Below are 15,046 nucleotides of genomic sequence, written 5' to 3' on the forward strand. Positions count from 1 at the left end.
ATTCGGAGGAACTAATTATGAAAAATATAGAAGTAATATCAGCGAGAGAAAATAATTTGAAAGATATTAGTGTTTATATTCCAGTAAATAAAATAACAGTAGTAACTGGAGTATCAGGCTCTGGGAAATCGTCATTAGTTTTTGACACTATATATGCGGAAAGCGAAAGAATGTTTCTGGAAAGTATTTCTACTAATATGCAAAATATTACATCTATGTTTTCTAAACCTAATGTGTATAGCATTAATAATTTACTACCATCAATAGCGATTTCTCAAAAGCATACTAATAGGAATCCAAGATCATCAGTGGGGACAATAACAGATATTTCAAGATTTATAAGGTTGCTGTTCGCTAGAGTTGGGAAGGGAACTTCTGATCAGTTATATAATGAAGGTGATTTTTCTTACAACAACCCTAAGGTCTGGTGTGATACGTGTAGAGGAACTGGAGAATCCTACTTGATTGATTATAGTAAAGTGATTGGTGATGAAAATGAAAGTTTAAAAGAAGGTGCTATACTATACTGGAAACAATCTTCAGATAATTATTATGAAATTTTATTAAAAGAGGCATGTGAGTATTACAATATTAATATGAATATACCTATTAAAGATTTAGAAAAAGATAAATTTAACTTTTTATTAAATGGGAAAAGTGATTGTAAATTTAAAATTAGATACAAGAATTATAAAAATAAGTATAGAACTAAAAGTGTTGAATTCAAGGGTGCACTATTAGAATTGAAAGAAAAGTTGCAAGATATTGATACCCCATCTACCTATAAAAGCATACAAAAATATCTCAAAAAGGATAAATGCTATAGATGCAATGGACTCAGATTGAAACAAGAAATATTAACTGTGAAAATATGCGATGAAAATATTTCTACATTGGAACAGAAACCTTTACTCGAACTAAAAAAGTGGATGTTGAAATTAAAAGAGAACATTGATACGTCTAAAAAACAAGTTGTATATGATATATCACAAGAGATTATAAAAAGAATAAATAATTTAGAACAATTAGGCTTAGGTTACTTATCATTAAGTAGAAGTGTACCTACACTTTCAGGAGGAGAGGCCCAAAGAGTTAGATTGGCAAATCAATTAGCATGCAATTTATCTGGTCTTCTTTATGTACTTGATGAACCAACAATGGGCCTACATAGTAGTGATATTGATGGTATCAATAGGATTCTCCATACACTAAAGGATAAAGGAAATACCATCTTATTAGTTGAACACAATTCAGATATAATGTTAAGTGCAGATAATATTATTGACATGGGAGTTGGAGGCGGAATATATGGTGGGACAATTGTAAGTGAAGGATCACCTAATAAAATAAAAAATGATGATAAGTCCTTAACAGGGAAATATTTATCAGGAAAAGAAAGGATAGACACCCCATCTATACGAAGAAAAAGCGACAGTTATTTATTTATACAAGGTGCTAACTATAATAATATTCAAGAAGAAGACTTTGCAATTCCTTTACACTCATTAGTATCAATAACAGGTGTATCAGGTGCAGGTAAAAGTACGTTTACTGATGAAATTTTAGAACCATCATTAAGTCAGAAAAAAAATATTAATTGTGGAAAAATAGAAGGTGCCGAAAGAATAAAGAAGGTAGTGAAAGTTGACCAGAACCCTATTGGAAGAAGTCCAAAATCTAATGTTGCAACCTTTACTGGAATTTTTGATTTGATTAGGGATTTATATTCTAAGGCAGATCTTGCTAAAAAGAAAGGGCTAACAAAATCTCACTTCAGCTTTAATTTATCTGGTGGAAGATGTGAAAAATGTCAAGGTAGTGGACAGATAAAAATTGATATGAGTTTTATGGCAGATACATATATTCTATGCGATGAGTGCAACGGTAAGAGATATACCAATGATGTTCTAGAGATAATGTATAACGAAAAAAATATTTCTGATGTGTTGGAGATGACAGTACTTGAAGCATATGAATTCTTTAATAGAACTAAAAAAGTAAGAAGCATATTAAAGTGTTTAATTGATGTTGGTTTAAATTATATAAAATTAGGGCAGTCAGCAGTCACTCTATCAGGTGGAGAAGCACAGAGGGTAAAATTAGCAAAATATTTGAGCGATGATTCAGCAACAGGTAATTTATATATTTTAGACGAACCTACAGTTGGCCTACACTTTCATGATATAAAAAAATTAATATCTTTAATGAATGAAATAGTTGACAGAGGAAATAGCATGATAGTTGTTGAGCATAATATAGAATTAATTAAATCCTCAGATTACATTATTGATATGGGACCTAAGGGTGGACCTGAGGGAGGACAAATAATAGATGTTGGCACCCCTGAAGAAATAGTAAAAAATAGAAAAGCATTAATTGCAGACAATTTAATTGAAAGTCTAGATAAAAAGGAGTAAATAATTATCACGTTGTTCTACTAGTAATTGACTAGTTAATAAAGTTATTTGAATTTGCATACGGTGATTCATAAGCAAGGATAAAAAAAGTTATTGAAATTGGGCATAGTATAAATTAATAGAGCAGGAGAACCTGAATCTCCTCCTGCTCCAGATTTTTAATTTTATATGTGTAGTTCTCTAACTACCGATTTGTCACTGGCCTGATAGTTTTATAAAAATATGCTAAGTTTTGAAAAAAATATATTACTGTCCTCAAATCTTTACTTTTTTAATGATAACAAAGATATTATGATAAACCTAAATATAGAAAAATATTACTCGGGAGCATTAAGCAATTCAGCTTCTAAATTATATCCTTATAGCAATAAAGAAGGACTGGTTACCTAATCCATAATTCTTTAAAGGATTGTTATTACAAACCTTAAATCAATATAACCCTTCTAACAAACTTCTAACATTTTTCTAACGAAAGTAATATAAAGCAATATTAAATGGCAACTTTTAAATTATGCTATTTATATACAAACGTTGAAAAATCAGACTTAATGAGATTAGTTAAAACTATATAACAAGGTGAATTATACCTTTTATCCAACTACGAATCAGAAGGTCATAATGATTAACATAGTAAATAAGTAATAGAAATATCTTTAGAAAATAAAAAACAGACCCAAATTAGTCTATTATATATATTCTTTGTGTGTATAGGGTTGGTGTCGTGGAATTAATACCAACTGCCATCCACTTGCCACCACTTTGCCACCCACCCAAAAGTTATAGGGAACTATAGAAAAGTATAGAAGGTTACTATACAATCTTTAGTTCCCTATATTTCAATGTTTTAAGAGTATTGAATAATATAATATGATATACATATTGATGATAAAATAAACTGATGTAATAAACGGCTCATGTTGAAACCGATACCTCCTTGATTTCTTGGGAAGAAGTAGATTTGTGAGGATGGTGACTAAACAAGAGGCTTTAGATTTAACGAGTAGTATGACATAAAAACTTCTAATGGTCTTCTAATGAAATTATCATTAAAACAAGCTAATCATTAAATTTTTAAAGTGTAATTATGTAGTATGAGTGTTGAAATTTTGAGGAAATTAACGGTTAATAAAATTAAATATAAATAAATAAAATAACCTTTAATAGACTTCGAATCTGAAGTGAAAAATACTAGAAGTTATTAAAATTTTATGACGAAAACTGCAAACATTTTGCAAACATTTTGCAAACGAAATAGTGATAAAAAGATAAAAATAGATATAAAACAAGTATAGATAAAGTCTACAGCATTAAGCATTTTCAATATCTAAACAAGATCTTTAAATCTAATCAAAATTAAATAATGGTTTGGAAATTACCTTGAGGGGGTAGTAAGCGAATGCTCGTGGGGGTTGAAATCCCCCCATCCGCACCAGTTGAACCAAAGGTCATAGGACTTTTGGTTTTTTTATTTTAGAGAATGAGATAATAAAATGTAATAAAAAAGCAAAACTATAAAAAATCAAGAGGATACGCTGCCAGCTGTTCTATCTACAATTAAATAGCAACATAAATTAAATTCTATAGATTATGAAACACTAATAGTAAAAAGGAAAGGAAGATCACATGATTACTAAAAGATTGTTGGCTATATTGATTGGAATTTACATTATCTACAGGGGAGTAGTGGATTATCTTCTCTATATATATGATGTATTTATAAGTCCTTTTACTATTAATGCAATCTTCTTTGTGGCAACAGTTGCCCTCATTATTGGCTATATGATGTATATACAGCAATATACAGAAAACATGAAGATTGTGGAAAGATATTTAAGAAACAATTCTAGAGCATTGTTCAAAACAGTTCAAGAACGATATAATTCTTTTTTGTGGCATTATACAAATGACGATTTAGAAAAAGCAGAGGAGGAGCTAAACCAGATAAAGGGCAAAAGACATGAATCAATTAGGGCAGTGGGGATGACTACGATTTATATTAATGAAAACAATTTGGAAGAAGCTCTAAAGGAAATAGAAAAGATTAAAAATCCAAATCTAGATCAAATAAAATATTATCAGCTTGCCCATGTAGCTATTCTGAAGGATGATTGGAATACCTTTGAAACAACTATGGGAGAAATAAAAGATGAAAAGAGAAAGTATGCCTTAAAAGCTGATGCTGCCTTTAGAAAAGGAAATTTTCCAAAGGCAAGGGAATTTGGAGATTTAGCTTTAAAACATACAAAGGGAGTACAAAAATATTTGTTACTGAAGGATTTAGAAAGGCAGAAGAACAATCCCAATAGAAAAACCTATTTCTAGTTTACTGATTTTTAGTTTCTAAACCATTAACAAAATATAATTATGTGATTATAAATTCTAATAACCTAAGGGCTACATTTTTAAGTTGTAGACTGTGGGTATTATAATTCAAGTCTATTATGACATAGCCTTAAAATAGATGGTATAATAACAGTAATATTAAAATTATGGGGGAGATATGATGCTAGAGCTATTGAAGACAAGAAGAAGTATTCGGAAATATAAAGCAACAAAAATTGAAAAAGAAAAGGTCGATTTATTAATGAAAGCCGCTTTGTTATCACCTTCTTCTAGAAGCATACGTCCTTGGGAATTTGTTATAGTGACCGATGAAGAACTAATTGGAAATCTAGCTAAGTCAAAGGAACACGGTTCTTTGTTCTTGAAGGAGGCACCATTAGCAATAGTCATATTGGGAGATGAAACTAAAAGTGATGTATGGATAGAAGATGCCTCTATTGCATCTATTATTATTCAACTGGCAGCAGAATCTATTGGATTAGGAAGTTGTTGGATTCAGATTAGAGAGAGGCGACATAATAAAGATGTGACTTCAGAGGAGTTTGTAAGAAGGGTATTAAATATACCTAAAAATCTAAGAGTAGAAGCTATTATAGCAATAGGTTATCCAGATGAAAAGAAATCTTTTTATGATGAGAAAAGTCTACTTCATGAAAAAGTCTATGTAAATCAGTACAAATAAAATATTATAAAACCCTATAGACATAGGCTTTTAAAACTTAATTTTAATATACATGATCTACAGTTTCCCCTAAACCCCGAGATAGATAACAACTATGTTAATTTAAATGCTTTTCAATTAGTACATTTTACACATAGAAAGAAGCTAGATTGCATGGGGATGGGGTGGAACGGCAGACACCCTATCTTGAGGGGACTGTTATCCTAGTTAATCCATGATTCTACAATGACTAATTGTTTAAAAATTATATGAAAATTTGTTGTAATAAAAGTAATTCTTAATTGGTCATTTGTAGAATACTAATTTTCAATAAGCTTAACACCTCCTCTTTTTTCATGGTGTTATCTACACCAACGGAGCTTGGTTATAGCTCTTACATGTATTGAAGTTTCTGGAAAATTCTATCCTCTAATTTTACTAATTAAGAGGCTCTTCTATATTGAATAAATTCTCAAAGTTATAAGTTTTTAAGAATTTCTATTTGATTTATGTGACATGCAAATAAATATTTAGGAAATAGTTGCGGAATCTGAACAACAGGAGAGACAATTAAGTTGAACACAAAAATAAAAAATGTTAAAATTAGACCGTTAATTTATTTTAGTGGAGCATAAAGAAAGAATAGATGAGGTAAATGCACATGATTAATCATTTGAAAAATAAAGAAATCTACAAAATTACCCTTTCAGTAATGTTAGGATTTATTGGTTTTGTTGGAGCGTTCTATTCTACTCGACTTAATTTTAATGAGTTTTATATTAATTTTCCATGGAGTATTATTTTACCCCTTTTAGTTAGTCTTGCTTGGGGTCCGTATTATGGGGTTATTAGCATTAGTTTGGGACTAACGATATTGTATCCTTTTGTTTTGGGATACTATAACGGTTGGGCATCACTGGTTCCCCTCTCTTCGTTATATATATGGATAATAATACATGGTTATGGGGGACAAAAAAGATTAGAAAAAGATAAGTTCTATTATAATGTTTATTTTGTACAACTTATTTATGTAATTATTAGAATGGTAATTTATGTTGTTTTTTTCCCGATATTAATTAAATTTAACCCACCTTTCTGGAACCCAGAAGCCTATACCCAAATAGAAATTAGCATAATTTTGTTGTTTGCCATAAAAGGAATCATTGTGGAATCAATATTAGTAGCTTTAGCAGATGCTATATTATTGCTTCCACCAGTTAAGAGGATGTTTGGGTTGGAGTATTCAGCGTCTGCCAAGTATAATACCAGAATAATGATGGCTTTAGTGATATTTGGATTAATGTTTACACTTGTTATTTTGATAGTTCAGAACTTCATTATTGATCAAAAAGGTTTGTTAGAATGGATTATAGAGTTAGATGAGAAAACTATGATTACCTTTGTACTTTCAACTATATTATTTTTTATAATGAGTGGTATCACTGTTCGATTTGTTGAGAAAGTACTTGAAGCACAAGAATCTCTGCGAATTCGAGAGGCCCAGTACCATACTATTTTTGAAGGTATTAATGATCTATACATTGAAACAGAGCTTAATGGCATCATTCTTATTGCATCTCCTTCAGCAAAAGAAATACTAAACTATGAGGCTGAAGAATTGGTTGGTGTAAATATTAAGGAGTTATATTATCACCCTAATGAAAATGACAATCTAATTGATATTGTTTTAGATAAGAAAGAAATAAATAACTATGAAATAATTGTTAAAGATAAGAATGGCAAAAAGCGTTGGTTGTGGTTCCATGCAAAAATCTCTAGCTACAAAGAAGGTGAGCACAAGATTATTTCAGTAGCAAGAGATGTTACCCAATATGTTGAAGCTATTAATGAAAAAATTAAAAGTGAAGGAAAATACAAAGTATTATATGAAAAAATGTTAAATGGTTTTATTATATTTAAACCGGTTCATACTGAATATAACGAGTTAATCGATATTCGATATATTGATGTTAATCCTGGATTTGAAGAACAGTCTAAGATGAATAAAGAGGACTTAATAGGAAAAACATGGAGTGAGATTTATGGTTATCAAAATCAACATCTAGATGTTTTTAGAAGAGTCCTAAAAACTGGTAATTCTGAGGGTTTTGAAGTTTATAGTGCTGAAAAAAATCTATATTTCTTATTTAATGCCTTTGTAATTGACAAGGATTATATTGGATTAGTCAGTGAAAATATTACGCCATATAAGAAGGCAATTAAAGAAATTCAAAGTCTTAACAATGAATTAGAACAAAGAGTGATTGATAGAACTGCAGAACTACAAAGTGTTGTATCAGAACTTGAAGGATTTTCATACACAATCTCCCATGATTTAAAATCTCCATTGCGAGCAATTGATGGATATAGCCAATTTATTATGGAAGACTATGGTAAAACGTTGGACAGTGAAGTGGTAGAAATGATAAAAAGCATACAAGATATTTGCAAGGATATGATTGGATTAATTAACGAGCTCTTGGAATATTCTATTACCTCAAAAGCAAATATTCATAATGAACCTGTTAATGTTAAACAAATTATTTTAACGGTTTTTCGTGAATTTGAAATAGGAAATCCAGAAAGAAAAATTCAATTATGTTTTGATAATGAACTGCCGATAATCAACGGAGACAGAGTACTTTTAAAACAGGCCATTACCAATATTATTGCTAATGCAATTAAATTCTCTAAAGATAGGGAAATAACAATAATTTCAGTAGGATCTAATAAAACAGATAATGAATACATGTTTTATGTTAAGGATAATGGGGTTGGATTTGATATGAAATATTCAAATAAGCTCTTTGGCATCTTTCAGAGATTGCATAGAAGAGATGATTTTGAAGGAGCAGGAATTGGTCTAGCTACCGTTAGAAAAGTTCTTGAAAAGCATGGTGGAAAGGTTTGGATAGAAGGTGTATTAAATGAAGGTACTACGGTTTATTTTACACTACCAGTAAAAGCTGAGATAGAAAATGAGGTGTAGTAATGTTTAAAGTTATGATTGTAGATGATATGGAAGTTATGCGAAGGCAAATAAAAAGGTTGGCACTATGGGGAGAAAATACTGGTTTTCATATTATTGATGAAGCAGAAGATGGACAAGAAGCCCTTATCAAGCTGAAAAGACAACCTGTAGATTTGCTTATTACTGATATAAAGATGCCGAGGGTAGATGGTATGGAGTTATTAAAAGAAACCTATGAGAATGATTTAGCTACTTGTGTTGTATTTTTAAGTGAATATGGTGAATTCAACTTTGCAAAGGAAGCTATTCAATATGATATATTTGATTATCTTGTCAAACCTGTTCAAGATAAAGAACTGAAAATGCTACTGGAGAAAGTAAAAAATCACATTAAAGAGAAGGAACAAACTGAAGTGCATTTGAAAAAGCTAGAAAGTAAATTGATGGATAAAATAGATGTTTATTATCCTACAAATAATTTGATAGCTATTATTAAATATATATCAATAGGAAATAAAAAGGCGATAGAAGCAACAGTATCTATGGTAGAAGAGACGGCAACTGCCTTGGAATATGATAAACTAAAGGTTGCAATCGTGCTAGAAAAAGCTTTTAATGAAATTTGGATGGAAGTTAGAAAAAATCATGATTGGCTAGAGCAATTTGTAGACACAACTACCTTTGCTACTATGGGCTTAACTCACTATAAGGATATTGATTCGATGACGGAAAAAGTAGTAGAGATGACTAAACTACTAATATCCATTATCAACACCTATATAATAGGAAATAGAAATAATCCTATAATAAATCAAATATGTATGTATGTCATTAATAATATAGAGAGAAAAATTAATATGAGTAGTATTTCTGAGGCTTTATTTCTTAGCAAAAATTATATTGGCGATGTTTTTAAAGAGGAAACAGGTATGACAGTAGGACAATATATTACAATGGTAAAGATACAAAGGGCAAAGCATCTAATTCTCAATGATATGTTAAAAAATTATGAGGTAGCCCAGCGGTTGGGTTATAATGATGTAGAGTACTTTGGAAAAACATTCAAAAAGATTACAGGCTTATCTCCTGCTGAGTTTAGAAAAACAACAACAAAAAAATAAGGTGCAAAACCTCAACCTAAATCCGGATTTTGTAAGGGTATAATCCTTGATTTTTACATTTTTTTTAATGGCATATTCTTATATGATAAATCTATAACAAACATACCATGTTATATAGGCACAAATGATTTTACAAAATTGGATGAAGGAGAGATTAATATGGTAATGAACAAGTCGAAGATTTTAAAGGCCTTATTGATTGCAGGTTTAGCAATGAGCATTGTAGGATGCACACAAACTGATGGCAATACCAGTTCTGAAGTTGCCCCAGAGCCTCAGGTGGAACAAGCAGATTCTGAAAAGACAGAGCTTTCATGGAGTGTTCAACCTACTCTTGGTTTAATAAAAGGTGATTATTACAGAACTGAAGAACGTTTTAGACAAGGACATACTGGAGTTTTAGAAATTGTCAAAAATGGTGATGAATTAGTCCATGTAGAGTTCAACGAGCTAACTCGACCAAACTACTATAATCGTTTCTATCAAAACGTGCCTAAGCGTATGTCAGAATATAATTTCGATATGGGAGAGAAAAAGGGCGCTGCATGGATACAAAGTGTTGTACAAGTAGAAAAGCAAATGCTTGAAGAGCAAAGGATTACTGGAGAATTTGATATGGTTTCAGGTGCTTCAAATAGTATTAATCAGTCCATGATTCCGTTAGCCGAAAAATTATTACCTTCTTTAGATAACCCATCTGGAGAGAAGTATTATGGAATTGCAGAAAAAATTGGAGGAGGCCTAACAGCCCGTTTACAGGTTGTGTTACGTGATAAGAAAATTATTTCTGTTAGATATGACGAGATTTTTGCAGATTCTCCTGAAGAAATTGAAGATCCTAACTTGAAAAAGTTTTATAGACAATCAAAGTATGAAAGTGTACTTTATGATGAGCCTTCACGTATTGGATTTAATGTTCAAATGGATGCTTTAAATGATAAAGTTGTAGAGACCCAAGACATGCTTGACCTATCAGAATTACCTGCAATTGATACAACAGGAAACTATGCTTCAAGTGGGTTTACTATACGTAACAATGCGTGGGATAACTACCTTCGTCTTGCTGAAAAGCTTTTAGAAGAAATGAAAGCTGATGGGAACTTATAATTAAATTTAGAGATTTATTTTATAAAAAATTTAGCAAATAAAATTTTAAAAAGGAATGGGATGCCGTTAAAATTCAGGCATAAATCCATTCCTTTTTTTAATGTATTATATTACTGATAAAACATAAGGATTCAAGAATAGAGCTACAATAATCAAATGTACTTTACCAAATCAATATGGTATAATTTTCTATTAGTAGAAGTATTTGTATTAACTTAATTCTATGTTCTGACATGTATTTCTACTAATATAAACTGGTTTCTGAGAGTTAAGGGGGAGGATTTATATTACATACGCAATTGAGATTGATAATGTTAGAAAAGTATTTAGAGTAGGGGATGAAAAAGTAGTTGCCCTGAATAATATCTCTATAAATATAGGGGTTGGGGAGGTATGTTGTTTATTAGGAACCTCTGGGTCAGGAAAATCAACTTTACTTAATCTAATGGCGGGCTTGGAAAAGCCAACTCGAGGAACCATTAAAATTCATGGAAAACATATAGAAAAGATGAACGAAAAGCAGTTGGCAAAGTTTAGACAAAAGAATATAGGATTTATTTTTCAATCCTATAACCTTATGCCAACACTAACAGCATTAGAAAATGTTAGTTTACCTCTAACCTTTAGGGGGGATAATAAAAAGTTTAGAGATAGGGCAGCTGCAAATATATTGCAAGCAGTAGGTTTAGAAAAATATATAAAGCATAAGCCTACCCAAATGAGTGGTGGACAACAACAGAGGGTGGGGATAGCAAGGGCCTTTGTCAGTAAGCCGCCTATAATTTTTGCTGATGAACCTACGGGAAACTTAGATTCTAGAACTACCCAGGAGGTACTGCAGTTAATGCTGACATTAGCTAAAGAAAATAATCAAACCCTAATCATAGTAACCCACGATAGAAGCATCGCATCATTTGCAGATAGAATATTTTATATGCTGGATGGAAATATAGAAAAAATTGAAGAAAACAAAGAAAAAAACAGGGGGATAAACAATGAAGCGTAATTATTTATGCACGATAATGATTATAATAATGCTGATAAGCATTATACACTTGACACCTATCTATGTTGAAGCAAATCCAGGAACAGAGGAAAACCTAAATCCTATTGAAGAGCCCATTAAAAGAGACGACCCTAATTTAGTTATAGGAAGAAACTATAAAATGCCTGTTTTTAAGGCGGGCACTGAGGCTAGGCTGGCTATTCCCATAGAAAACACTACCAATGGACAAGCCCTTAATGTTTTTGTTTCTCCTGTTATAGAAGATGCTAAAGATTTTCCCTTTGAAATAAACTCACTGGTTACAAGGAAAAGGATCTCTTCTATTACAGGTAGAAACACAGAAAATGCAGTTTTCTATTTGAATGTTAGAAAAAATGCAGAAGCTAAGATGTATCCAATTAGGCTTAATATAGAATACACCTCCTCCAATGGAGGTTCCTTAAGCTTATCGGAGACAATCTATATTAAGATTGACAATGATTACAAAACACCATCCATAAAGCTGACGGCTATAAATGTAGATGGTGGGAAATTGATTAGTGGTACTACGAAAACAGTAGGATTTACTATAAAAAATACTGGAGATTTAACAGCTAAGGATGTTAAAGCCAGGTTAGGGGGATTTTCTAATAATGAGTTGTTACTTGATTCTCCTATGGACACTATCGATGTTGAAACTTTAGCTGCCGGAGAAGAAAGAAAAATTTATTTTAATATAGTTTCTAGTGAAAATTTAGAGAATGGGAACTATAGCTTAAATTTGTTTTTAACCTATAAGGATGAATATGATGGTAACTATGAAACCGAAACAAAAGCATATCTACCTCTAGAGGGAAGGAGTTGGAGACAAACCACCTTTGACTTCAATAATCTGACCTATCCACAGGAACCAGTGGAACCTTATACTGATTTTAATGTTTCATTTGATTTGAAAAATGCTGGTGAAGAAGATGCAAATAATGTAAAGGTAAGTATAGATGCAGGAGAAGAAATATTATCAAAGTCTATATCTATAAAAAACCTTGGGAATCTTACAGCAGGTAAAAGTATTCCTGTTGAATTTATCATGTTTGCTAAGGATAACATTGAATCCAAAAATTATCCTATTAAAATAAGTGTAGAATATGAAACTGGAAGTGGTAGTAAAAGAGAAGCACAGACAATTCATCAATATGTTGGAGTGTATATCAATAGCAATAACAGAGATATGGGTACTCCAAAGGTTATGGTGGACTGGTATGACTATGGAACAGAATTTGTTAAGGCAGGAGAAGTGTTTCAGCTAAATATGTCCTTTTATAACACCAATAGAACTAGTGATGTTAGAAACATAAGGGTAAGCTTAACCTCCGACGGTGATGTTTTTTCACCAGTGGGAAGCAGCAATTCCTTTTTTATTCAAGAAATACCTGCTGGTGAAAGAGTAGAAAAAGTCGTAAACCTAAGGCCTAAAATAGATGCCACCTATAAAACCCACAATGTTTTTGCTGATATTGAATATGAGGATAATAAAGGAAAAGCTTATAATACAAAGGAATTGATAGGAATACCCGTTATACAGGAAGCAAATTTAGTTATGGGAGATATCACACTTGCTAATGAAAATTTTGTAGGGATGCCAATAGCTTTATCCTTAGAGTTCTATAATGCAGGTCGTGGACTAATGAGAAACATGCTTATTAGCATTGAAGGAAACTTCGATACAAATGAAGGAAGCTTATATATTGGAAATCTAGATGCAGGTAAGAACAACTATTATGATGCTACTATTATCCCTACATCTGCAGGAACCCTCAATGGAAAAATTATTTTTCGGTATGATGATGAAATTGACCAGCACTTTACCATTGAAAAGGAGTTTGCCCTAGAGGTTATGGAACAAATGATGGATTTTATGCCAGAACCATTTATTGAGCCGGAGAATACTAATAGCACCTTTAGTAAAATCAAACCCATTATCAGTGTTGTAGTTGTTATTTTATTAGCAGCTATAGGTTTTATTTATTATAAAAGACGGAAAAAGAAACTAGAGGAAGTGGATATGTATGAATAATTCAGATCTCCTGAAGATGGCATTAGGAAATCTATGGAGAAGAAAAACCAGAACTTTCCTAACGATACTAGGGGTAATTATTGGAACTAGCTCTATCGTTATTATGCTTTCTCTAGGAATTGCTATGGATAGAAGCTTTAAAGAGCAGCTTTCACAAATGGGAAACTTAAATACAATTGAAGTCTATAATCATGGTTATTACGATGATTCTATGGGTTCTAGGCAAAATAGGCAGACTAGTCTCGATGAACAGGCGGTAGCAGGGTTTAAACAGATACCAGGGGTAGAAGCAGTAATGCCCATTAAAAGTGCCCATTACAAAATGGGGGCAGGGAGAATGGTGGGATATGTATCGGTAATGGGGATAGATCCAAATGTAATGGAGGCTTTTGATTTTAAAGTTGATCAAGGAAGACTCCTGATGACCACCGACAAAGATGCTATAGTTTTCGGAAAAAATGTTGCTATGAATTTTTACAATCCACGACTAAGAAATTCTTATAGCTATGGTTGGGGTTCCAATGGGAATAATGTTGATTTAATAAGCAATAATCTGATTGTAACCTCTGATATGAGTTATGGAGAGACTAGAAACAAGCCTGTAGAAAGAGATAGCAATTATACCCCGCCAAAGCACCATAATATGAAGGGTGTAGGTATTCTAACGGAAAGCTTCAATGAAAAGGATTATTATGCTTATATGAATATTACTACACTGGAAAAAATAATCGAAGAAGATCGTCGAGCTAATAGACAAGATCCATCCTCCAGAAATAGGGGTGGAGATGCTAATAAATACGAAAGAATTAGTGTAAAGGTAAAAGAGATGAATGATGTAGAAAAGGTCCAGGAAACTATTAAAGCAATGGGCTTTCAAACCTATAGCTTAACGGATATGCTTAAATCTATGAAGGAAACCTCTGCCAAGATACAGGCAATTTTAGGAGGCATTGGTGCTGTTAGTTTATTTGTGGCAGCTATAGGAATTACCAATACCATGATTATGAGCATATATGAAAGAACAAGAGAGATAGGAGTAATGAAGGTTTTAGGAGCAAATTTACCAGATATAAGAAAACTATTTTTAGTTGAAGCTGCTATCATAGGATTTTGTGGAGGAATTGCAGGTTTAATATTAAGCTATACCATCTCCTTTGGACTAAATAAGATTGGCAGAGGATTCCTGGGACCTACAGGAGGAACTACTGGGATGTCGGTTATACCCTTAGAACTGGCACTAGTTGCAGTTGTTTTTGCAACCTTTATTGGTGTAGTATCCGGTTATTCGCCTGCAAGAAGAGCTATGAACCTTAGTGCACTAGAAGCCATTAAAACAGAGTAGTTATAATGAATTTACAAGGAATAGT

Annotated in this window: 9 protein-coding genes; all 9 read left to right on the forward strand. The window is 31.9% G+C overall.

Features of this window, described 5'->3' with window-relative positions:
• The first annotated feature begins 17 nt into the window (after positions 1-17).
• Positions 18-2,417 (forward strand): excinuclease ABC subunit UvrA, encoded by a 2,400-nt coding sequence (gene uvrA, locus BLS22_RS05340; RefSeq protein WP_090551392.1) that lies wholly within the window; start codon positions 18-20, stop codon positions 2,415-2,417.
• 1,623 nt (positions 2,418-4,040) lie between these two features.
• A complete protein-coding gene (locus BLS22_RS05345) occupies positions 4,041-4,739 on the forward strand; it encodes a tetratricopeptide repeat protein (protein ID WP_090551395.1) in 699 nt (232 codons plus the stop codon).
• A gap of 181 nt (positions 4,740-4,920) precedes the next feature.
• Entirely contained in the window at positions 4,921-5,442 is a 522-nt protein-coding gene (locus BLS22_RS05350; RefSeq protein WP_090551398.1) for a nitroreductase family protein, read from the forward strand.
• Positions 5,443-6,082: 640 nt separating this feature from the next.
• Positions 6,083-8,410 (forward strand): ATP-binding protein, encoded by a 2,328-nt coding sequence (locus BLS22_RS05355; protein WP_176762060.1) that lies wholly within the window; start codon positions 6,083-6,085, stop codon positions 8,408-8,410.
• Positions 8,411-8,412: 2 nt separating this feature from the next.
• Positions 8,413-9,513, forward strand: coding sequence for a response regulator transcription factor (locus BLS22_RS05360; protein WP_090551405.1), 1,101 nt, complete (start codon positions 8,413-8,415; stop codon positions 9,511-9,513).
• 159 nt (positions 9,514-9,672) lie between these two features.
• A complete protein-coding gene (locus BLS22_RS05365) occupies positions 9,673-10,620 on the forward strand; it encodes an FMN-binding protein (protein WP_090551409.1) in 948 nt (315 codons plus the stop codon).
• A 364-nt stretch (positions 10,621-10,984) separates the two neighbouring features.
• Positions 10,985-11,626, forward strand: coding sequence for an ABC transporter ATP-binding protein (locus tag BLS22_RS05370; RefSeq protein WP_330386470.1), 642 nt, complete (start codon positions 10,985-10,987; stop codon positions 11,624-11,626).
• A complete protein-coding gene (locus BLS22_RS05375; protein ID WP_090551414.1) occupies positions 11,616-13,679 on the forward strand; it encodes a COG1361 S-layer family protein in 2,064 nt (687 codons plus the stop codon). Before BLS22_RS05370 ends, BLS22_RS05375 begins: the two co-directional genes overlap by 11 nt.
• A complete protein-coding gene (locus tag BLS22_RS05380; protein ID WP_090551418.1) occupies positions 13,672-15,021 on the forward strand; it encodes an ABC transporter permease in 1,350 nt (449 codons plus the stop codon). Before BLS22_RS05375 ends, BLS22_RS05380 begins: the two co-directional genes overlap by 8 nt.
• The last annotated feature ends 25 nt before the right edge of the window (positions 15,022-15,046 follow it).

Origin of the sequence: Natronincola ferrireducens, assembly GCF_900100845.1 — a bacterium.
GTDB classification, from domain to species: Bacteria; Bacillota; Clostridia; order Peptostreptococcales; family Natronincolaceae; genus Natronincola_B; species Natronincola_B ferrireducens.